We start from the raw sequence: 23987 nt of genomic DNA on the forward strand, positions 1-23987 counted from the left end.
TTAATTCATTTTTTACTTCCATATTAACCGTGATTATACTATATAATATATAATCTATTAATTTTTATAAAGGTAAAACTTGCCACCTAATAAATTAAGAAAAATATTTAATCATTACAAATAAATGATATCAAAAATTTTATTTTTTCTTAAAAAACTTTCAAAAATAAATATACATAAAATTATTTATAAGAAAAAATATTGCAATAATGTTAATATAAAAAAATAAAAACATGATAAATATAATAATATGGAGTTTAATCTTATGCAAATTTATCTTGTTGGAGGTGCTGTTAGAGATGAACTATTAGGCTTACCAGTTTCCGATCGTGATTGGGTCGTAGTCGGTGCTACTCCAGATGATTTAATCAAATTAGGTTTTCAACAAGTAGGAAAAAAATTTCCCGTTTTTCTTCATCCTAAAACACATGAAGCATATGCATTAGCTCGCACAGAACAAAAAATAGGAATAGGGTATACTGGTTTTTCTTTTTATACTCAACCTGATATTAGTATAGAAGATGATTTATTAAGAAGAGATCTGAGTATTAATGCTATTGCTAAAAATAAACATGGAAAACTTATTGATCCATATCGTGGCGAACAAGATATAAAAAATCGTTTATTACGACATGTATCCAATGCTTTTATAGAAGATCCTCTCAGGATACTTCGAGTAGCACGTTTTGCAGCTAAACTTGCTAAAAAAAAATTTAAAATAGCATACGAAACCGAAGAATTAATGAAAAAAATGGTGAATCAACGTGAATTAGAAACACTAAGTGCTGAAAGGGTATGGTCAGAAACAAAAAAAGCATTGCAAACATGCTCTCCTGATGTTTATTTTCAGGTTCTCTATAATTGTGGCGCTTTAGCTATTCTATTTCCAGAAATTAATCGACTTTTTTCTATACCAGAAACGAAAAAAAAATTATCTGCTGAAATAAATGTTGGAATACATACACTGACTACCTTAAAAATAACAGCATTATTAACTGATAATGTTGATATTCGATTTGCCGCACTCTGTCATGATTTCGGAAAAATATTCATTACAGAAAAATGCCCTAAAACTTTTGATTATGGAATTCAAGGAATACCTCTTATAGAAAAAATGTGTAACAGATTACGCATTCCAAACAAAGTGAAAAAATTGGCAAAATTAGTTGCAGAATTTCATCAATATATTCATCACATTTATCAATTAGAACCAGTAAATATTATTAATTTATTCGATAAAATTAATAGTTGGAAAAAACCAGAACGTATTAATCAACTTTCTGTTATATGTGAAGCTGATTTTCGCACACAAACGAAAAAAAATAATGTTACCTATTTACAAAAAAAAATTTTTTTTGAAGCATTTAAAATAGCAAAAAAAACATCTGCGCAAAAACTTATTAAAAATAATATTACAGGTTCTGCATTTAAAGATCAGCTTACTCAACAACGTATTAAAACATTAAAAACTTGGTGGAAAAAAAAATTAACAATGTAAACTAAAATTTATCATATAACAAAATTATTTTTTTTTACGTTGAATAATTATTCCAACTTGTTTAGATTTTGGTATGGCATTTAATTTTACTACTTTAATACGAACCCAATAAATATCAAATTTATTTAAGAGAATATCAGCAATATCTTCTGCAACACGTTCAATTAATTTAAATTTTCTTTTTTCTATATGTTCAATAACTATTTGAGAAATTTCAGAATAATCTAAACAGTATTTTATATCATCACCTTTATCTATATATTGATGATCATACCCAATTTTAATATCTATTAATAATTTTTGTTTAATAGTTTGTTCCCAATCATAGACACCAATCGTTGTAAATACTGTTAATTTTTTAATAAATATAATATCCATTAATGTTTCTCATTTTTAAAATTTTAAAATTACAAAATTTGTTATTTAAAAATATATTATTATTTATAATATACAGCTAAAACCTATAATTAATTGTAATTATAAAAATATATTATTTTTAAAATACAAAATATAAACAATATGACTTAAGAAAACATAGTTAATAATTTTAACAAATGTATGCCATAAAAAATTTTTAACAAATGTATGCCATAAAAAATATATATATTGTTATATGTTATTTGTATAAAATCATAAATTACACAATAGTTTTCATTAATGAAACAAAAATATATTATCTAGTCTATATCTTTTATGTTAATACTTTAACAATTTATAAGAACACAATTTAAAAACTACTTAGTTTTTACATGTTTTTACATAAAATATATATTTTTCTATCTTAAATAATCAATCTACAAAAAATATAGCATTCAAAAAATATTTTTCTGATTATAATTATCATAAATTTACTATGATTCAATTATACAAAAAATAAATTTATAGGATAAATAATTCAAAAAAATAATAAAAAAAATTTTAATTAATATAAGTTATTTATTTTATAAGATAAGTTATCTTAAAAATAAAATTAATATCAATATTATGATTTTTAATAAAAATGTATAAAAAAATAATGTTTTTATATGCATTAAAAATTTTTAATTTTAAATATTAAATATTTAATCAGATTTTAATAATTTTTTATTGTAATTAAAAATTGTAATCAAAACAAAAAAATACATATTAAAAATAAAATATGTCATCTTTAAATTAATGGAGGTAGTTCTGTAAGAGGCCATCGAGATTTTACAGTAATATCCATAGCATTATTATTATTCATACAATTTTTAAAACGTAGCATCCCAGTTAATGCTATCATTGCACCATTATCAGTACAAAATTTTGGGCTAGAATAAAAAACTTCCCCGCCAATTTTATTTATAGATTCCATCATTCTTATTCGCAAAGTATTATTTGCACTTACACCACCAGCCATAACCAAACGTTTAAAACCAGTAGCTTCTAAAGCTCGCTTAGATTTTATTACTAATGTATCCACAATCGCATTTTCAAATTCATAAGCAATATCAGCAATTGTTTGTTCATCTAAAATATTATTACGAATTGTATTAGCTACAAAAGTTTTTAAACCTGAAAAACTAAAATTTAGTCCAGGACGATTTATCATAGGACGTGGAAAGACAAAACGACCAGACTTTCCTTTTTTGGCTGCTAATGAAAGAGCTGGTCCACCAGGATAATTTAATCCTAATAATTTTGCTGTTTTATCAAAAGCTTCACCAGAAGCATCATCAATTGATTCACCTAATAACTGATATTCACCAATAGCCGTTACACTAATTAATTGAGTATGACCACCAGATGCCAACAATGCAACAAAGGGGAATTTAGGACTTTTATTTTCTAACATTGTCGATAATAAATGTCCTTCCATATGATTTACTGGTATAACAGGTACTCCCCATGCAAATGCTAATGAACATCCTATTGTTGCTCCTACTAATAAAGCACTAATCAAACCTGGACCTGCAGTATAAGCAACACCATCAATATCACTACCAACTAAAGATGCTTCTTTTAAGGCTGCTTTAATCAAAGGGATTATTTTTCGAAGATGATATCTAGAAGCAAGCTCAGGTACTACTCCACCATAATCAGCATGTAATTTTTGACTGTATAATTGATTAGCCAATAAACCGAAACAATCATCATAAATTGCAACACCAGTTTCATCACAAGATGTTTCTATACCTAAAATACGCATATCATTATTAACCATATTTTTATTATCTTATATCTAAATATAATCTAACAAATATTATTCATAATGCAAAAAAATATTTATATTTTATAAAAAATATAGATTATAAATCATATCTGAAAATATTCTTTATTATTATTTAAATTTCTTTTTAAAATATTAGTCATTATTATTTTTATTTTTACCTTTTTATAAAGATTGATCTTTACAAAATCTATTTTATTACAGTAAAATTATAAAAAATATAAGCTTTATTTCAAAAATTCAGTATAATAATAAACAATAAATTATTTGAGGTAACAATAAATGCCAATCATTAAAGTTAGAGAAAATGAACCATTTGATGTAGCATTAAGGAGATTCAAACGTTCTTGTGAAAAAGCAGGTATATTAGCTGAAGTACGTAGACGTGAATTTTATGAAAAAGCAACGACTATACGTAAACGTGAAAAATCATCAGCAATAAAACGTCACGCGAAAAAAATAGCACGTGAAAATGCACGTCGTATTCGTTTATATTAAACGTACTCTATATTTCTCAAATATATAGCTTTAAAGAGTCATTATTAAAAAATCATCATACATATTATATGATCTCTTTCCAAAAATCCGCACCTTTTAAAAAAATAAGATGCAGTTTTTTTTGCTTATTAATAAAACATTTATGGGAAGAAAAATATCAAATATATTTATCAATAATTTATTAGCACAAACTAATATCATTGATCTTATTAATAGTAAAATTGAATTAAAAAAAAAAGGTAAAAATCATTACGCATGCTGTCCATTTCATCATGAAAAAAAACCTTCATTTACTGTTAATAAAAATAAACAATTTTATTACTGTTTTGGCTGTGGAGCACACGGTAATGCTATTGATTTCTTGATGAATTATAACAAATTTAATTTTGTAGAGAGCATTGAAGAATTAGCTACTATTAATCAACTGAATATTCAATATGAGAAAAACAATGATACATATCAAATAGAACAAAAAAAAAGACAAAATATTTACAAATTAATGAAACATATTAATCAATTTTATACAAATTCATTAAATACAGCAAATGTATATCAAGCAAAAAAATATTTAATAAAACGCGGATTAAATGATGAAATTATTGATCAATTTTCTATTGGTTTTGCACCAAATGGTTGGAACAATATAATTCAATATTTAAAAAAATATACCAGTAATTCTGAAAAAATAACAGAAACAGGTATGTTGATTACTACTAAAAATGGTCATACTTACGATCTTTTTCGTCATCGAATTACATTTCCAATACGAGATCAAAGAGGTCGCATCATTGCGTTTGGTGGTCGTGTTTTAGATAATCAATTACCAAAATATTTAAATTCACTAGAAACTGAAATTTTTCACAAACATCGTCAATTATATGGTTTATATGAAGTACTAAAAAATAACAAAAAACTTTCGAAAATATTAGTTGTTGAAGGTTATATGGATGTTATAGCTTTAAATCAATTTGGCATTCAATACTCCGTAGCTTCATTAGGTACAACAATCACAAAAGAACATATTCAATTACTATTTAGAAACACTGATACAATAATTTGTTGTTATGATGGTGATCCAGCAGGATATCAAGCTGCATGGCGAACACTAGAAATAGCTATAAATTATTTACAAGATGGTTATCAAATAAAATTTGTTTTTTTGCCACATGGTGAAGATCCTGATTCACTAATACGAAAAGAAGGCAAAAAAAAATTTGAAAAACGTATAATAGAAGCACATTCATTCTCAAAATTTTTATTTGACACATTAATAAAAAAAATAAATTTACAAACTTATCAAGGTAAAGCAAAATTTAAGCAATTCGTTATATCTTTTATTAAGAAAATACCTGGTGATATTATAAGATTACATTTAGCAGAAAAACTTGGTCATTTTATTAATATTCCAGATATTACATATATTCTTTCTATGATTAAAAAAGAATTACCAAAAAAACAATATCAAATACCAAAAATAAAAATAACTACAATGCGAATACTAATTGCATTATTAATACAAAATCCACATTTCGTTCATTTAATCAATAACATCAATGAAATAGAAGATTCAAAATTACCAGGAGTAACATTATTTTTAGAACTAGTAAATCTTTGTCAATCTAATAATAATATAAATACCGGTCAATTATTAGAATATTATCGTAATAATAAATTCATTAAACAACTTGAAAAACTTGCAACATGGACCGATATACAAAATCAAACATCAGAAAAAATATTTAAAGATGCATTACAAAATTTATTTATTAGAATTCTTGATGAAAAATTAGAATTCCTAATTATGAAAGCACGGACAAAAGGTTTAACAAAAGAAGAACGTAAAAAAGTATGTTTCATGACGCTTTCAAAAATAAATAATCCAACTGTAAATCATGCATAATATAAATTACTTTTAAATTGCTATGCGATAAAGGACATAGCATACAAAATACTAAAATATCCTTTAATTTCATCGTTGGTTATTTTTTTCCAACAAACATCAATCAAAATATGAAGTGTGGATACTATCTTATGGAGCACAACCCCCAATCACAACTTAAACTATTAGTAACTAAAGGCAAAGAACAGGGCTACTTGACTTATGCTGAAGTCAACGACCATCTGCCAGAAGAAATCGTAGATTCAGACCAAATTGAAGATATTGTCCAAATGATTAATGATATGGGCATTCAAGTGATGGAAGAAGCACCAGATGCTGATGATCTTATTTTAGCTGAAAACACTACAGATACTGATGAAGATGCTGCTGAAGCTGCCGCTCAAGTACTATCCAGTGTTGAAAATGAAATAGGGCGCACAACAGATCCCGTACGAATGTACATGCGTGAAATGGGTACTGTAGAATTATTAACCCGTGAAGGAGAAATTGATATCGCTAAAAGAATTGAAGATGGTATTAACGAAGTACAATGTGCTGTTGCTGAATATCCAGAATCTATCGCTTACTTATTAGAGCAATATAAACGTGTTGAAAAATGTGAAATTCGCTTATCTGATATTATTACTGGTTTTGTTGATCAAAATATTGAAGAAGAAATAGGAAAAACCATAACTAATATTGGTTCACTATTATTAGAAGAAACCATCAATGAAGAAGAAGATGGAAAAGAAGAAAATACTGATACTGATGAAAATGATGAAAACAACATTGATCCAGAATTTGCTAAACAAAAATTCTTAGAATTGCGCACACAATATGAAAATGTAGATCTTACAATAAAAAAAAATGGTCGTAATTACAGTACTTCAATATCAGAAATTACAGAATTATCAGAAATTTTCAAACAATTTCGTTTAGTACCAAAACAATTTGATTATTTAGTAAATAAAATGCGTCAAATGATGGAACGTGTACGTTTTCAAGAACGAATTATAATGAAACTATGTATTGAAGAATGTAAAATACCAAAAAAAAATTTCATTTTACTATTTTCTGGTAATGAAACTAATACAAAATGGTTAATTGAAGCAAAAAATATAAACAAAAACTGGTCTGAAAAATTAGTTAATGTTGAAGAAGAAATAAAGCGCTCTTTACAAAAATTAGAAAAAATTGAAATTGAAACTGGTTTAACTATTGAACAAGTAAAAGATATCAATCGTCGTATGTCTATTGGTGAAGCAAAAGCTCGACGTGCTAAAAAAGAAATGGTTGAAGCTAACTTACGTTTAGTAATCTCTATAGCTAAAAAATACACTAATAGAGGATTACAATTTTTAGACCTTATTCAAGAAGGAAATATTGGTTTAATGAAAGCAGTTGATAAATTTGAATATCGTCGTGGATATAAATTTTCTACTTATGCTACTTGGTGGATTAGGCAAGCAATTACTCGTTCAATAGCTGATCAAGCACGTACCATTCGTATTCCAGTACATATGATTGAAACAATCAACAAATTAAATCGTATTTCCAGACAAATATTACAAGAAATTGGACGTGAACCATCTCCTGAAGAATTAGCAGAAAGAATGTTAATGCCTGAAGACAAAATAAGAAAAGTATTAAAAATTTCTAAAGAACCTATTTCAATGGAAACACCTATTGGAGATGATGAAGATTCACATCTAGGTGATTTTATCGAAGATACTGCAGTAGAATTACCATTAGATTCTGCTACATCGGATAGTTTGCGTTCAGCTACTTATACAGTTCTTTCTGGATTAACAACACGTGAAGCAAAAGTATTACGTATGCGTTTTGGTATTGATATGAATACAGATCACACTTTAGAAGAAGTGGGTAAACAATTTGATGTCACAAGAGAGAGAATTCGACAAATTGAAGCAAAAGCCTTACGTAAACTTAGGCATCCTAGTCGTTCAGAAATACTACGTAGTTTCTTAGATGAATAAGAAAATATTTTTCTTTTCAAGAAAAATACTAAAAACGACTTATCGTATCGTACTTCTGAGATAAAGTATTTTATATTTAAATATTATTAATAATTTTTATAATTTGTTATTTTTATAATTTGTTAAAATAATATAAAAATATAATGTACATTATCTTATTTTTATAAAAAATATTTTAAAAGTTAAATTATAAATATTATTTATATATAATATTTATATTATTTTTATATAAATTTATTTACAATATAATTAAATATTTAATTTAATATTTTTTATTAAAAATATAATCAAAATATCTTCATTTAATAAAGAATACAATATATAATGCATTTTTGTGAAAGGCCCCTTAGCTCAGTGGGTAAAGAGCAGGCGACTCATAATCGCTTGGTCGCTGGTTCAAATCCAGCAGGGGCCAAACTTGCTTTTATTAAAACTTTTTTTTATTAAAAAATAAATTACAACTTAAAAATATGAACTGATAAAAGAAAATTTTTTATCAGTTAATTAATAATTCTAATAAAAATAAAAAAGAAACTGGTTACTTATAAAAATCAGAATTTTAAATTCATTTACATTGTAATTAAGATAAAAATAAAAAACATAAAAATAATATTAATATTTAATATAATTTTTTTTAAAAAATGTCATTAAAAACATAACTTTCGATAAAGTTAATCATAAAAAAACCATAAAATTTTTTAATTTAAAAAAATACATTTTCATTTAAATAACTTACTATAAATTTTTTTACAAAAACACAATTTTTAAAAATTCCTATTTATTTAATCAAAAATATACTCATATATTAACTAATATAGTATAAAAGAATAAATAACTGTTAAAGAAAAAATATTTAGCATTTATAAATTTCTGAATAATAAAATAAATTATAGTAATAAAAAAAATACCACTACTATTCTTCTTTAAAAGGCTATTTAATATGTATTTTAATATTTCTACCAAATACTAAATTTAAAGTTATATTTCATATTTTAAAATCAAAATACACATTTTTTATAATTTAATATAATTATTTTCATTAATATTTGATACACAAAAACATCAAATTAAATTTAATAATTTATTTAAAACTTAAACTATAAATATTCAATTATAATTTTATACATTAATATTTTTATTTATATAAACATATTTATTTTTTTTACCGATAATTAAACATTTATTTAATAACTAATAAAATAAATTACGAATCAACACCTATGAAAATTAATGATTATATATCATATATAAATATATTTTTTTTAAAAAATAATTTACATCCGATAATATTATTTACTATTTTATTCATCATAGCAATGAGTAAATCTACCATTTTCTTATCTTCTTTCTTACCACCTGCATCTGTTATGCTAATAACTATTATTAGCATAAGTTTTCCAACTCTAAATATTAATTTAATTTGGTTAGCAATTACTTTAGGAGGGACTACAGGTTCTATTATTTCTTATTATATAGGTTATCAAATAACTCAAAAAAAAATTTGTGGTCAATTTTTAAATCGTTATCAACTGATACTTGATAATTCTTATAAAAAATTAATAAAAAAAGGAACAATAATATTATTTACTTCACGTTTTATCGCAATACTAAGATATACCATCCCATTGGCTGCAGGGATCTTATTAATGAAAAAAAGAAAAGTGTACATAACTTTTTTCTTATCTTCTGGATTGTGGGCAATATTATATATATTAATTGTTAACGGTACATTTTCTATTATAAAATCAAAAATTTTTTTATAAAATCAAGATTGTTTTATTACCAATAGAATATTAAACATAAAACACTAAAAATTAGTACATAAAATTTTATAAAAATATTTTATATATACAATATTATAAAAAATAATAATACGATTACAAGAATATTTTTATAAAAAAATAAATATTATTTTATCATCTACATTTTATTTATAAAAATTAATTATAAAATAAAAAAATGCAAATAATAAATTATTTTAGTAATATTTAAAAAACATTTATTTTATTAAAATTAGTATAGCATATGATCAAAAAACTGTATTTAAAAAAAATAACAAACCGTAAACATCACTATTTATTTAGTATTCTATGAATCGAGATAAAATTAATCATATAGACAAAAATAATATCAAAAAATTAATTATAAATATTTATGATAAAAAATCACTGTATTTTAAATACATATCAATTAATTTATACTGTTATCTCATAAAAAAAAAATAGATTTTTTCATCTTTTAAATATAATCCATTAAATTTATTTGTACTAATATTTAATAAAATATTATTTTTTTCTTAAACAGTCTTGCAATACTTTTTAAGAAAAATATCACAAATATAATATTAATTAATATCATATTCATAACCTTTGAATATTAAATTCTGCATTTTAAAAATTTCAAAAAATAAAATATCATATAATATATATTTATTACACAGGAAATCAAAAAATACTATTATGATTAATCAAGAAAAAAATAAATTAGCAATCCATACTCCGATAATGCAACAATATCTCAAAATAAAAAAACAATATCCTGAAATTTTAGTATTTTATCAAATAGGTGATTTTTATGAATTATTTTTTGAAGATGCCAAAAAAGCAGCATATCTTCTTGATATCACATTAACGAAACGTGGATTTTATGATGGAAAACCAATCCCTATGGCTGGAGTACCAATCCATGTAGCAGAAAATTATTTGAAAAAACTAGTACAATTAGGTGAATCAATTGCTATATGTGAACAAACAGAAAGCAATAATATTACTAAGGGGCTTATTGAACGAAAAGTTATACGCATTGTTACACCAGGAACAGTAAGTGATACTGCTTTCTTAGAAGAAAAAGAAGACAATCTATTAGCTGCAATTTTACAAAAAGATCATCGCTATGGTTATGCAACTTTAGATATAAATTCAGGACGTTTCATCATTACTGAAACTAGTGATGAAAATACTATAAATGCTGAATTAGAACGTACCAAACCGATAGAAATACTTTATCCAGAAAATTTTTTAAATATCTCATTACTGTCAAACATCAAATGGACACGTCGTCGTCCATTATGGGAATTTGATTTAGATACTGCTAAACAACAATTGAATCTTCAATTCAAAACGAAAGAATTAATAGGTTTTGGTGTTGAAAATGCTAAATTAGCATTAAAAGCAGCTGGTTGTCTCATACAATATGTCAAAAACACTCAATGTATAGCATTACCTCATATCAATAATATCATACTAAGACAAGAAAAAGAAAACATTATTCTCGATGCAGCTACAAGACGTAATCTTGAATTAACTCAAAATTTATCTAATGGTGAAACAAAAAATACTTTAATTTCAATTCTTGACAAATGTGTTACTCCAATGGGTAGTCGTATGCTAAAACGTTGGTTACATAATCCTATAAAAAATATCAATGTATTACTTAATCGCCAACAAACAATCATGCAGCTACAGATTTATTTTTCTGAATTACAACCCTTTTTAAAAAAAGTTGGAGATTTAGAACGTATACTTGCTCGTTTATCATTGCGTTCTGCAAAACCAAATGATTTAATTAAAATGCGTTATGCTTTTCAACAATTTGCAAATATTCATACTATATTGGATAAGATTAAACTTCCATATTTAAAAATATTACAATCACGTATTAATTCTTTTCAAGAATTACAAAAATTATTAGAAAAAGCAATTCTTATTGCACCATCATCTACAATACGTGATGGAGGAGTAATCGCTCCAGGATATAATGAAGAACTAGATAAATGGAGACAATTAGCTCATAATAGTCATAATTATTTAAAAAATCTTGAACAAAAAGAAAAAAAAGAACTAGGAATAGAAAGTTTAAAAATTGGATTTAATACAATTCATGGCTACTACCTACAAATTAGTCGCAAGGAAATTCATTTAATACCTATCCACTATATTCGTTGCCAAACATTAAAACATGTTGAAAGATTTTCTATTACTGAATTAAAAGAATATGAAAAAAATATTTTAATCTCTAAAAATAAAACATTAATCATTGAAAAAAAACTTTATAACGAATTATTTAATTTACTATTACCCCATTTAAAAACTTTACAAAATAGTGCAGAAGCTTTAGCAGAATTAGATGTACTTAACAATTTAGCGGAACGAGCTAAAACTTTGAACTATAATTGCCCAATTTTTCATCAAAAAACTGGAATAAAAATTATAGACGGTCGCCATCCAATTATTGAACAAGTACTCAACAAACCATTTATTACAAATACACTATATTTATCACCAAAAAGACGTTTGTTAATTATTACTAGCCCTAATATGGGGGGGAAAAGTACTTATATGCGTCAAACAGCATTGATTACATTACTGGCTTATATTGGTAGTTTTGTCCCAGCAAAAAAAGCAATCATTGGTCCAATTGATAGAATATTTACACGTATTGGAGCTTCAGATAATCTTACAGCTGGTCGATCCACTTTTATGGTAGAAATGATAGAAACAGCAAATATACTCCATAATGCAACTCCAAAAAGTTTAGTATTAATAGATGAAATTGGTCGTGGTACATCAACATATGATGGTCTTTCATTAGCTTGGGCATGTGCAGAATATTTACTGAATCACATCAAAGCAATAACATTATTCTCTACACATTATATTGAATTAACTTATTTAGCTAAAAAAAAAGAGGGTGTAGTTAATATTCATCTAGATGTAATAGAGCACAATAATAGTATTATTTTTATGCACAAAATAAAAGAAGGAGCGGCAAAAAAAAGCTATGGATTAGCAGTAGCATCTTTGGCAGGGATACCTAAAACAGTGATAAAACTAGCGAAAAAAAAATTTTTTGAATTAAAAAAATCATCTTCTTTACAAAAAGAAAGAACTTACTCTTAATTTATTATTAACAAAAAAACAAAAAAATAAAAATATTTTATTAATCTAAAAAAAATAAACTCTATTTAAAACGATATGAAGTTTTACATTTAATTTATAAATTTAAAAAAATTGTTAAATAATGAAAATAATTTAATAAAAATTTGTTTTAATCAATTATTATTTTATATTAATACTTTTTAGTATAACATAAAAGCTATAAAAATTATTTTAAATTTTTATATACAATAAACTAAAAATATGATAAAAAACAAACTTAGAAATCTTTAAATTCTTTAAATTTATTTTTTTGATAAATAATGCAATGGATTAACTGATTTTCCTTTATAACGAATTTCAAAATGTAATCTAACTGAATTAGCACCAGTACTCCCCATAGTAGCAATTTTTTCTCCTTGTTTTACTTCATATTGATCGTCAACTAATATAGTATCATTATGAGCATAAGCACTTAAATAATCATCATTATGTTTAATAATTATAAGATTTCCATATCCACGTAACGCATTACCTACATAAACAACTTTTCCTGCTGCAGCCGCAAAAATAGGTTGGCCTAATAAACCAACAATATCAATACCCTTGTTGCCACCTGGCATACCAGAAAAATATTGAATAATTCTTCCTTCAGTAGGCCAATACCATTTACCTATCGTATTGAATACATTTTTATTATCATTACTAATACTGGACGATATACTTATTTTTGAGTTTCTGGAAACATTCAAATTATTGGATATTGTTGATAATCTCTTTTTTTCATCTCTGTTATTCTTTTTTAAGCGAGGATTTATAATTATTTCTCTAGGAGAAATAGAGTTATTATCAATAGTCAGTATTTGTCCGATTGTTAATTGATAAGGTGGAATTACTTGATTGCGTCTTGCTAAATCGTAATAATTATTACCTGTTATCCAAGCAATATAAAATAAAGTATCACCTTTTTTGACAACATAAGTGTTTTTTTTGTAACTTCCTTTTTGAATATTGCTATAATTTCTCTCATATTTTATAAAATTATTATTTTTAGAATCAGATGTTGAATTTAATATTTTTTCATACATCGAATCATTTATAATCTGCTTATCATTCCTAAGCAAGAGATTTTTAGAATATGAAAGAATATTTTTACTATCCAATAGTACTTTTTTAGAAGAAAAAGTATTAGTTTTATTTTCCGTATCATAAATACTACTAATAGGTGTAAAAGATTGATAGGGTTTTGTAGAACAACCAATCAAAAAAAGACTTGTTATTATATAAATAATGGCCCATTCAATTACATATTTTGGGCTATCAAAATTCATACTTTTTCTCCAAGAAAAATCTTTAATAATATCTTTAAAATAAGAATTACCATAAATAATAATAGCTAAAAAATAATTTTTTCATAAAAATAATTATATTTTAAATTATTAATTCCTAATATATTATTAATTTTACAAAAAATAAATATTTTAAAATTAATGAAAGATTTTAAACAGAATTTTACTATTAATAATTTATGATTATCAAATGATTAATAAAATTTCTATAAATATTATTTTTAAATAACATAAATAAACAATAAACAAATAATCCAATATCATTCAAAGAAATTTTATAAAAAATATTATATTAAGAACCTATTAATTCTATAGTATATTCCTCAATAGAATCTTATTTTTTCTGCATCATATATTTTTAATTTATTAAAAATATATCCTTAATTACAACCATAACAAACAAAAAATAAAATATATTAAAACATAACATATATTTTTTTTATAAAAAAAATTCTTTTTTAAGAAAAATATACAACAGTAAAAATATTCTAAAAAATATCTGATAAATAAATATTCATATATAATCAAAAAAAACTAAAAAACTTAATTTGACTCACTTTTTTCTGCCGTTATCAACCAATCTTTCACAATTTTTTTAACTTTATAAGCAGTCAAATCTACTTGTAATGGTGTAATAGATACATATCCAGCTTCTACTGCAGCAAAATCTGTATCTGGAGCTGCATCAGATATTTTTCCAACAGGTCCTAACCAATAAACTATATCTCCTCGTGGATCTTCTAAAGAATAAACATTTTGAGAAGCATATCGACTGCCACATCGGGTTACTTTATACCCTTGAATTTCAGATAAAAGAATATCAGGAACATTAATATTAAGAATATTTCCTGCACTCAACGGTTTCTTTTGCAATAATTTCAATACATAACAAGTTACTTCTGCTGCTGTTTGATAATGTTTATTACCATTTAATGAAATTGCTAATGCGGGTAATCCAAGATGACGACCTTCTGTTGCTGCTGCTACTGTACCAGAATAAATTATATCATCACCTAAATTTGGGCCACAATTAATCCCTGAAATCACTATTTCAGGATATGGTGAAATAAGCTGATTAACACCTAAATATACACAATCAGATGGAGTACCTTGTACTGAAATATCTCCATTTTCTAATCGAATTATTCTTAATGGTTTATGAAGTGTTAATGCATTTGATGTTCCACTTTGATTTCTGTCAGGTGCAATAACTTGAACAGAATAATATTTACGTAACATAGTAGAAAGAATTTGAATCCCAGGAGCTGTCACACCGTCATCATTACTTAGCAATATCCTTAGCATTATAATATCTCGTTAACTTAAATCAAAAAAATACAAAAATTTTACTGCTTTATGGAAGTATGATATCCAATATTAATAAATTTAAAATAAAACCATAATATTTTTTATCAAGAAACGTTAATAATAAATAAATATGATTAAAAAATAAAAATATATATTTATTAAATTAATTTCTTCAAAAATGTCTATTTTTTTATTTTAAAATTATTTGCTAATAATACAAATAATTGAATTTTTAATACACATATATAAATTTTAATATATTATTAAAAAATAAATAATACTTTTAATAAAAAGTAAATTATAAACAAAACATCAATTATTTATATATTATTTAAATAAATACTAAATTCAATACATAAAAATCGCTAATTAATATAATTAGTATTATTGCATTTATTAAAAAAATCACATAAATATATTGCGAAATATTTTACAAACTCTTACAAAATATGAATTTATATCAAATAAATTTTATTAAAAAACTTTAAAATAACATTTTTAAAACAAATAAAAGTTTGTATCATTAAAATACATGAAAAAAAATAAAAAAATATTTAATGCATAATTTATTATTTTATTTTTCCTTATAAAATTTATTTAATATTATTAAAATATAATTATCAAAATTTTATAAATTAAAATCAATAAAATTCTAGTTTTTTAAAATGCATTAAATATATAAAACCATAAAAATAATTTAATAATCTTATCATATTTATTAAAAATTAAAATACTTCATTTATAATTTATATTTTTAAAAAATTATATCAAAGTTTTATTTTACTATTTACGCATACTTAATTTATAAATATTACTTTTTATTAAAGCTAACACTTCACACGCAATACCTTCTTCTCGACCTATAAACCCCAATTTTTCAGTAGTAGTGCTTTTAATATTTATTTTATTAATATCAGAAGACAAATCATTTGCTATATTTTTTCGCATATCTTGAATATATGGTAACATTTTAGGAACTTGTGCAATAATAGTGATGTCTAAATTACTAATAATATATCCATTTTTTATTACTTGATCATAAGCTATTCGTAATAAATTACGACTATTTATATCTTTAAAATCAGAATTTTTATCAGAAAATAATAAACCAATATCTCCTAATGCTGCTGCACCAAGCAAAGCATCAATTAATGCATGTAATAACACATCACCATCTGAATGAGCAATTAATCCTTTTCTATAAATAATTTTAACACCTCCAAGTATAATAGGGCCATTACCACCAAATTTATGCACATCAAATCCGTGCCCGATTCGCATATAAGAATTACTCCTTAATCAAAAAAACTGTTAAAAAATATTTTTATTCATTGCGATGAGAAAGATAAAATTTAAGCAATAACAAATCTTCTGGTTGAGTCACTTTTAGATTATCACTTCTACCTTCTAACAATTGCGGGTGATAACCACAGTATTCCAATGCTGAAGCATCATCTGTAATAATTGCTTTTTGTTTTAAAGCTTGAATTAAACAATTAGTAATTAAGGTTAAAGGAAAAAACTGAGGTGTTAATGCATGCCACAGCTCACTTCTTTCAACAGTATAATTAATGTCAATTGTTCCTTTAATTGAACATTTTATAGTATCTCTTACTGGTATAGCTAAAATACCACCAGAAGAAGATTGATGAGTGTCAATAAAATGAATAATATTATCTAAATCAGAGTGATGTAAACAAGGACGTACTGCATCATGAACTAATACCCAACAAGAATCTAATAATACGTTGTTTGATAAATAATGCAATCCGGCTAAAACAGAATAAGATCTTTGAGAACCACCAATGACTGTTTTAATAATTGAATGTTTTGAAATAGCTAATTCATAAAAAAAAATATCGTTTTCACGCAACAAAACAATAATTTTCGAAATTCTTGAATTCTGTAATAAAGTTGATAATGTATATTCAATAATTGTTTTTCCTGCTATTTTCAAATATTGTTTAGGATAATCCACTTGCATTCTCTTACCAATACCAGCAGCAGGTACTAATGCAACAATTTGTGTTTTATGATGAGATATACGATGATACATTATTTTTAATAATTAATTATAATTTTTACAATAGTGTAATTATTTATGATTCTGCTCTGAAGAGCAAAAAATATTTTTTTAATATATAATATTCAAATTAAATGTTACTATTTTTTTTTTTCAGAAATAAACGTGTTATTTTTTATAATACGATAAAAAGATTCACCAGGTTTAATCATCATCAATTCAGACCGTGCTCTTTCTTCGATAACTTCAAGACCTTCTGCTTTTAAATCATCTACTTCGGAAAACAAATATTTATTACGTGATTTTAAAATCATATTTAATCTTTCTAAAGATAAAATTTCATTTTTAAGACGCATATAATCATAAACACCATTTTTACCTAACCATAGAGAATACTGTAAACAAAATAAAACTATCAACAAAATAATCATGAATACACGCATGTAAAGTCCATAAATTTGTAATTATCACTCCACAACTAACTTTAATAAAGTTATTTACAAAAACATATCATGCATAAATATTAAATATTGACTTATATAAAATTTATTTTTCTAAAAAAATACTTTATATTTTTATCTAAAAAATTAAATTTATTAATTTAATAAAGAAAAATACTTTTAATTAAATATTGAATATCATCCTCAAAAATAAAATATTATCAAAAATTCTATAATATAATTATTATAATTATTAAATTATTAATTTAGATAATTAAAAAATTGATTAATTAATATTTTTTAACTGTATAAAAAATAAAAAGTTTCAATAATTATTTCATTTTAATATTATCATATATTAATATATTAAAACTATAAAGCATCATGATACATTAATAATTTAATATTTTTGAAAAATTAATCTGCAATTAATTTAAATCTTAGAAATGAATTAATCATATTTAATAATATTATTAACCAATTTTATTTTTAGATTAAATTAATTAAAAATTATAATTTATAAAATAACTATAAGATATTATATTTATAAAAATGATAAAGATAAATTATATTAATTTTAATATGTTTTTTTATTCAAGTATTTTTTGACTTTTACAAAAAAAACTTTAAAACTACTTTAAAAGTATTACGTATTAGTTTCATTAAAACGTAATGCTAAACATGCAATATTAGCAATATCAATAATATATAAACATATCAGAAAAAGATATATATTATAAAAATACAGACAGAAAAAATCTTTTAAAAATTTTGTTATTATTGAAGATATGTATATAATCATTTTTTAAAAAATTATCATGTATTACTTGCCAAACTCCTTGTTTATCAAAATTTTAAGATTAATATAAATATTAATTTTTATAAATATTAAACATATTTTATTAGAAATCATTATACAAATATCGCATAAAATACATTAATAATTAAAATTTTATATTATTCAAAAATAAAAAATTAAAATAAAAGATGATTTAACGATTAATTTTGTAATGATTTCATAAATAAGAAATAAAACTTAATAAATTCTTGTTTTTTATATCAAACATTTTAATAATCTATTTATCCATAATAATATACCTATATTACATAAAATATATTTTTTAATTTTAAAAATTATTACATAATAATATAATTATTTATAAATTTTTATATTTTTGACTTGATTTTTTAATTTTTGTCCCGCTCTAAAAGTAACTACGCGACGAGCAGAAATTGGAACATTTTCACCAGTTTTTGGATTCCTACCTGGACGTTTAGTTTTATTACGTAAAGAAAAATTACCAAATCCTGAAAGTTTTACTGGCTCACCATTTTCTAATGAACAACGAATTTGCTCAAAAAATAAATCTACAATATTTTTTGCATCACATTTTCTTATTTTTAATTTTTTAAATAAATCTTCTGATATTTCAGCTTTTGTAAGTGCCATATTACTCCCTCAAATATGCTTGAAATCTTTGTTTTAACGCAGCAACACATTTATTAACAGTGGCTACGATATCTTTTTCCTCTAAAGTACGGAGTGTATCCTGCAAAGTCAGACTAATAGCAAGACTTTTATAACCTTCTGCGACACCCTTACCACAGTAAACATCAAATAAGTTTACATCAACTATATACTTTATATTACTTTTTTTACATTCCGCTAAAATATCTGCTGCAGGTATTTTTTTTGATACCACAATAGAAATATCTCTTCGATTACAAGGAAAACGGGAAATCCTATTTACTGAAGGAAAAGCACAATCTTTAAACGCATCCCATAATAATTCAAAAAAAAATATTCTATTATATAACTTTAACTTATTTTCAATAGCAGGATGAATAGCTCCAACATGTCCAATAAAATGATCATTTAAATAAATTCTGGAACTTTGTCCAGGATGAAATAGTGAAGAAAAATGGTTCTTAAAAACAATATTATCTAACTTCCCTGTAAGTGATAATATTAGTTCAAGATCACCTTTTATATCAAAAAAATCAACAAACCGTTTCTCTTGTAACCAATGTTCTTCATAACGATAACCACTGATAATTCCACTTAACATAAATTCTTGACGCACACCATACTTTGCATCTACATCTGGTACAAATCTTAATCCAGTTTCAAATATGCGAATACGATTTTGCTGACGATTTTGATTATAAATGACTGTTGTTAATAATCCTGGGAGTAAAGAAAGACGCATTTCAGACATATTCACAGAAATAGGATGAAGCAAAATCATGGCCTTTTCTTTTGGATGCAGTAATTTTTGAATTTTAGGATCAACAAAACTATAAGTAATCACTTCATTATATCCACGATCTATTAATAAAGTTTTTACTCTTTTCAAAGAAAGCTTTTCATTAAAATTATGAATAGGAATCATTAAATCAAGATTTAATGGTATATTTGGTATATTCTGATACCCATAAATACGGATAATTTCTTCGATTAGATCTTCTTCAATCTGGATATCAAATCTCCAAGATGGAACAGTAACTTTCCAAGAATCTTTTTGAGTAAATACTTGAAAACCTAAACACTTCAGAATTTTAGTAACCTGCATATTATCAATATTATGACCAATTAAACGATAAATTTTTTTTTGAGTCAGCAAAATATTTATTTTTTTAGGTAAATCTGTTTCAGAAGTAATACTAACAATATCACCAGCTCTTCCTCCACAAATATCAATTATTAATTTACTAGCTCTTTCCATAGCTGTATATTGTATTTGTGGGTCTACACCTCTTTCAAAACGATGAGAAGCTTCAGTATGCAAACCATAATTACGAGCACGTCCAATAATAGATAATGGATTAAAAAAAGCTGATTCTAAAAAAATATTAGTAGTATATTCATTTATCCCAGAATATTTTCCACCAAAAATACCAGCAATACCTACAATATTTTTCTCATCAGCAATTACTACGGTATCTTGGTTTAAAATTATTTTACGATTATCTAACAAAACTAAATTTTCATTAAATTTAGCCATTCTAACAATTAAAGTTCCATGTAATTTATCTATATCATAAACATGCAAAGGTTGTCCTATCTCTAACAATACATAATTAGTAATATCAAGAACAGCATTAATACTACGAATACCACTTCGGTTTAATCTTTCTTTCATCCAAATAGGAATTGGAGCTTTAAGATTAATTCCTTTAATAACTCTACCTAAAAAACGGGGGCAAGCATTCGGAACTGCAATATGAATTGGAAAAATAATATTTTCAGTAACTTCTACTGATTTAATTTTTATTGCGTTAAATCTAAGATTATTAATAGCACTAACATCACGAGCAAGACCCAGAATACTTAAACAATCAGCACGATTAGGTGTCAAACTTAACTCAAAAATACAATCATCAAGTTTTAAATATTCCCGAATATTCATACCAATAGGAGCATCATAAGGAAACTGAATAATATCACTATAATTATTATAAATCCCTAATGTAGAATACGAGCAAAGAATTCCTTCAGAGGATTTACCTCCTATTATTTTAACTTTTACCATAACATTATCAGGCAATATAGCACCAATCATAGCAACCGCTACTTTTGATCCTTTGTAAAAGCTCTTTACATTATCATAAATAATATTTATGAAATTATTTAAACCAATCTTAATTGTTATTAAAAATAAACTATTTATATTAGGATGTTGATTACATTCAACAATTTCACCAATTACTACACCTTGAAATTGACCTGCAACAGGTTTTACTTCCTTTATTTCTAAACCGGCCATTGTCATTTGATCTGATAATTCTTGAGTATTAATTTCTGGATTTACCCATTCACGTAACCAATATTCACTGAACTTCATTTAATAATCCTGTCTTATCTAAATTGTTTAAGAAAACGAAGATCATTTTCAAAAAATATGCGTGCATCAGTTATCTTATAACGTAACATTGTTAAACGTTCTATGCCCATACCAAAAGCAAAACCTGTATATATATTATGATTAAGATTAACATTACGTAATACATTTGGATGTACCATCCCACAACCTAACACTTCTAACCATTTCCCATTACTTCCCATCACATCAACTTCAGCAGATGGTTCAGTAAATGGAAAATAGGAAGATCGAAAACGTACTTTAATTTTTTCTTCAAAAAAATAATTTAAAAAAGCATGTAATATATCTTTCAAATTACTAAAATTAATATTTTTATCAATAATTAAACCTTCTGTTTGATGAAACATTGGAGTATGTGTTTGATCATAATCATTACGATATACACGACCAGATGAAATAATACGAATCGGAGGATTTTTTCTTTTCATAATCCGAATTTGTATACCAGAAGTTTGTGTTCGCAGCAAAAGAGCATCATTAAACCAAAAAGTATCATGTGAAATACGAACTGGATGATATATTGGAATATTTAAAGCATCAAAATTATGATAATCATCTTCTATTTCAAAACCAGAAACAACAGAAAAACCAAGTGTAACAAACCATTCCTCAATCATTTCAATTGTTCGATTCACTGGATGTAAACTACCATTTTTATCAAAACGACCAGGTAATGACACATCTATTTTTTCAAAAACTAATTTCTCATTCAGGATATTATTTTCTAACTGCTTTTTTCGAACTCTTAGCAAATTTTTAATTTCATTTTTAATTTTATGAATTTTTATAGTCAGCAATACTCTCTCTTCTTCAGATTTAGACAAATTTCGTAACATGGATAATTTTGACGCAAAATGACCCTTTTTTCCTAAAAATTCAATACGTACCGAATTCAATGCAGTAAAATTTTGAGTGTTTTTTATAGCTTCTTTTGCTTGTGCAGCCAACTTAGTAAGTTGTAACATTATTTCCTCATATTAAAAATATTTTTATTAACATCATTTTTTTGCAAATTTATTTTTTATAAAAAATAAAAGTTTTTTATAATTTATATATGATGTTACCTTTAGTATATAAAATAACTATCTATCTAATATACTAAATTAATTATTTTTAAAATATTTTCTTTTTATAAATATCAATCATGAAATTAATAATTTTTATCAAATATTTTTTAGTATGATTTATGCATTAATAACTATTTTGATATTTAATTTTATTAAATTTCTATTCAATATAAATAACTTAATTCACAGCAGATAAAAAAAATAATACATTTTTTTATTTTTATCAAAAAATACTTTATAAGCAAATACGGAAATAAAAATATCTCTATAATATTTATCTCTAAAAAATTTATGTATTTATTTTTGAATAAATGTGATTTTATTAATATTTTTTTACTTAAAACAACACAAAAACTTTTATTTTTTATAAAATTAATATTTTTATATTAAAATGAATGTTATAGATGAGAATTTATAGTTTTACATGAGAAAAATTGATAAAATATTTTACATTAATTTAAATCAATGTTTAAAAAAAATTCTAACTTAAAAGATTACCAAAATTTTATTAAAACATATAATTTTTAACTTTTTTAAAAAATAATTTTTTATAAAATAGGAATAATCATTACTGCATAATAATGATTTAATAAATAAATCATGAACAAAAAAAATACGATTTATCAAATTCATATATTTAAATTTCATAAGTATGTAAAGACGTAATTATCTTTATAATTGGTTAAAAGAAATCAAAATTAACAAATATTTTTTTTCTATGACTTTAGCTCTTTCATAAATCTTATTGATTTTAAAAAGATTATTTTGATAAAAATTTTATAAAACATAATTTTTTTTACAATATTTTTTCTTATATTCTTATATTTTATAAAAAATTACTATTTTTTCTAACATCAGCTATAATCTTTATAATCACAGTTTTTTCTTCTTCATAATCCACATTTTTTTATAAAAAAAACAGTGTAAAATGCTAAGAATCAAAAAAAGAGGTAATATTTTTAATATTTATTTTAATAAATTC

General features: G+C 23.8%; 15 protein-coding genes, 1 tRNA gene and 1 pseudogene. 7 read left to right on the plus strand and 10 right to left on the minus strand.

Going from position 1 to position 23987, the window contains the following annotated elements:
• Positions 1–265: 265 nt before the first annotated feature.
• Positions 266–1498, plus strand: coding sequence for a multifunctional CCA addition/repair protein (locus ABNS14_RS02980; RefSeq protein ID WP_348666230.1), 1233 nt, complete (start codon positions 266–268; stop codon positions 1496–1498).
• Between the two features lie 24 nt (positions 1499–1522).
• Here ABNS14_RS02980 and folB read toward each other — a convergent pair whose 3' ends face one another.
• Positions 1523–1876 (minus strand): dihydroneopterin aldolase, encoded by a 354-nt coding sequence (folB, locus tag ABNS14_RS02985; protein ID WP_348666231.1) that lies wholly within the window; start codon positions 1874–1876, stop codon positions 1523–1525.
• Positions 1877–2645: 769 nt separating this feature from the next.
• Positions 2646–3665 carry a tRNA (adenosine(37)-N6)-threonylcarbamoyltransferase complex transferase subunit TsaD gene (gene tsaD / locus ABNS14_RS02990; protein ID WP_348666673.1) on the minus strand — a complete coding sequence of 340 codons (1020 nt, stop codon included), beginning with the start codon at positions 3663–3665 and terminating at the stop codon, positions 2646–2648.
• 303 nt (positions 3666–3968) lie between these two features.
• On the opposite strand from tsaD, the gene rpsU reads away from it, so the two are divergent.
• From rpsU to mutS, 6 genes and pseudogenes are all read left to right on the plus strand, one after another.
• Positions 3969–4184, plus strand: coding sequence for a 30S ribosomal protein S21 (gene rpsU / locus ABNS14_RS02995; RefSeq protein WP_348666233.1), 216 nt, complete (start codon positions 3969–3971; stop codon positions 4182–4184).
• Positions 4185–4326: 142 nt separating this feature from the next.
• Positions 4327–6084, plus strand: coding sequence for a DNA primase (gene dnaG / locus ABNS14_RS03000; protein WP_348666674.1), 1758 nt, complete (start codon positions 4327–4329; stop codon positions 6082–6084).
• Positions 6085–6215: 131 nt separating this feature from the next.
• On the plus strand, positions 6216–8060 hold the full coding sequence (gene rpoD / locus ABNS14_RS03005; RefSeq protein ID WP_348666235.1) for an RNA polymerase sigma factor RpoD: 1845 nt from the start codon (positions 6216–6218) through the stop codon (positions 8058–8060).
• A gap of 340 nt (positions 8061–8400) precedes the next feature.
• Positions 8401–8475 (plus strand) — tRNA-Ile (locus tag ABNS14_RS03010).
• Positions 8476–9376: 901 nt separating this feature from the next.
• Positions 9377–9823, plus strand: coding sequence for a DedA family protein (locus tag ABNS14_RS03015; protein WP_348666236.1), 447 nt, complete (start codon positions 9377–9379; stop codon positions 9821–9823).
• Between the two features lie 696 nt (positions 9824–10519).
• Positions 10520–12931, plus strand: a pseudogene (gene mutS / locus ABNS14_RS03020) (DNA mismatch repair protein MutS); the annotation flags it as partial.
• A 308-nt stretch (positions 12932–13239) separates the two neighbouring features.
• Here mutS and ABNS14_RS03025 read toward each other — a convergent pair.
• The 8 genes from ABNS14_RS03025 to pheS all read right to left on the minus strand — a co-directional run bounded on the left by ABNS14_RS03025 (position 13240) and on the right by pheS (position 22903).
• Entirely contained in the window at positions 13240–14265 is a 1026-nt protein-coding gene (locus tag ABNS14_RS03025; protein WP_348666238.1) for a peptidoglycan DD-metalloendopeptidase family protein, read from the minus strand.
• Positions 14266–14826: 561 nt separating this feature from the next.
• Positions 14827–15588, minus strand: coding sequence for a 5'/3'-nucleotidase SurE (gene surE, locus ABNS14_RS03030; RefSeq protein WP_348666240.1), 762 nt, complete (start codon positions 15586–15588; stop codon positions 14827–14829).
• Between the two features lie 786 nt (positions 15589–16374).
• Positions 16375–16872 (minus strand): 2-C-methyl-D-erythritol 2,4-cyclodiphosphate synthase, encoded by a 498-nt coding sequence (ispF, locus tag ABNS14_RS03035; protein WP_348666241.1) that lies wholly within the window; start codon positions 16870–16872, stop codon positions 16375–16377.
• 43 nt (positions 16873–16915) lie between these two features.
• Complete coding sequence (gene ispD / locus ABNS14_RS03040; protein ID WP_348666243.1) at positions 16916–17647, minus strand: 2-C-methyl-D-erythritol 4-phosphate cytidylyltransferase; 732 nt, start codon at positions 17645–17647, stop codon at positions 16916–16918.
• A 107-nt stretch (positions 17648–17754) separates the two neighbouring features.
• Positions 17755–18057 carry a cell division protein FtsB gene (ftsB, locus tag ABNS14_RS03045; protein WP_348666245.1) on the minus strand — a complete coding sequence of 101 codons (303 nt, stop codon included), beginning with the start codon at positions 18055–18057 and terminating at the stop codon, positions 17755–17757.
• Between the two features lie 1150 nt (positions 18058–19207).
• A complete protein-coding gene (locus ABNS14_RS03050; protein ID WP_348666247.1) occupies positions 19208–19504 on the minus strand; it encodes an integration host factor subunit alpha in 297 nt (98 codons plus the stop codon).
• Between the two features lies 1 nt (position 19505).
• Complete coding sequence (pheT, locus tag ABNS14_RS03055) at positions 19506–21899, minus strand: phenylalanine--tRNA ligase subunit beta (RefSeq protein WP_348666248.1); 2394 nt, start codon at positions 21897–21899, stop codon at positions 19506–19508.
• A 14-nt stretch (positions 21900–21913) separates the two neighbouring features.
• The gene (pheS, locus tag ABNS14_RS03060; protein WP_348666250.1) at positions 21914–22903 is read right to left on the minus strand and encodes a phenylalanine--tRNA ligase subunit alpha; all 990 of its coding nucleotides are present in this window, start codon (positions 22901–22903) and stop codon (positions 21914–21916) included.
• Positions 22904–23987 lie beyond the last annotated feature (1084 nt).

Origin of the sequence: Arsenophonus symbiont of Ornithomya chloropus, assembly GCF_964026495.1 — a bacterium.
Classification (GTDB): Bacteria; Pseudomonadota; Gammaproteobacteria; order Enterobacterales; family Enterobacteriaceae; genus Arsenophonus.

What these genes read in the sequence shown, in the direction of transcription:
- ABNS14_RS02980 (WP_348666230.1), top strand. Translation starts at nt 266, where the DNA reads ATGCAAATTTATCTTGTTGGAGGTGCTGTTAGAGATGAACTATTAGGC.
- folB (WP_348666231.1), bottom strand. Translation starts at nt 1,876, where the DNA reads ATGGATATTATATTTATTAAAAAATTAACAGTATTTACAACGATTGGT.
- tsaD (WP_348666673.1), bottom strand. Translation starts at nt 3,665, where the DNA reads ATGCGTATTTTAGGTATAGAAACATCTTGTGATGAAACTGGTGTTGCA.
- rpsU (WP_348666233.1), top strand. Translation starts at nt 3,969, where the DNA reads ATGCCAATCATTAAAGTTAGAGAAAATGAACCATTTGATGTAGCATTA.
- dnaG (WP_348666674.1), top strand. Translation starts at nt 4,327, where the DNA reads ATGGGAAGAAAAATATCAAATATATTTATCAATAATTTATTAGCACAA.
- rpoD (WP_348666235.1), top strand. Translation starts at nt 6,216, where the DNA reads ATGGAGCACAACCCCCAATCACAACTTAAACTATTAGTAACTAAAGGC.
- ABNS14_RS03015 (WP_348666236.1), top strand. Translation starts at nt 9,377, where the DNA reads ATGAGTAAATCTACCATTTTCTTATCTTCTTTCTTACCACCTGCATCT.
- ABNS14_RS03025 (WP_348666238.1), bottom strand. Translation starts at nt 14,265, where the DNA reads ATGAATTTTGATAGCCCAAAATATGTAATTGAATGGGCCATTATTTAT.
- surE (WP_348666240.1), bottom strand. Translation starts at nt 15,588, where the DNA reads ATGCTAAGGATATTGCTAAGTAATGATGACGGTGTGACAGCTCCTGGG.
- ispF (WP_348666241.1), bottom strand. Translation starts at nt 16,872, where the DNA reads ATGCGAATCGGGCACGGATTTGATGTGCATAAATTTGGTGGTAATGGC.
- ispD (WP_348666243.1), bottom strand. Translation starts at nt 17,647, where the DNA reads ATGTATCATCGTATATCTCATCATAAAACACAAATTGTTGCATTAGTA.
- ftsB (WP_348666245.1), bottom strand. Translation starts at nt 18,057, where the DNA reads ATGCGTGTATTCATGATTATTTTGTTGATAGTTTTATTTTGTTTACAG.
- ABNS14_RS03050 (WP_348666247.1), bottom strand. Translation starts at nt 19,504, where the DNA reads ATGGCACTTACAAAAGCTGAAATATCAGAAGATTTATTTAAAAAATTA.
- pheT (WP_348666248.1), bottom strand. Translation starts at nt 21,899, where the DNA reads ATGAAGTTCAGTGAATATTGGTTACGTGAATGGGTAAATCCAGAAATT.
- pheS (WP_348666250.1), bottom strand. Translation starts at nt 22,903, where the DNA reads ATGTTACAACTTACTAAGTTGGCTGCACAAGCAAAAGAAGCTATAAAA.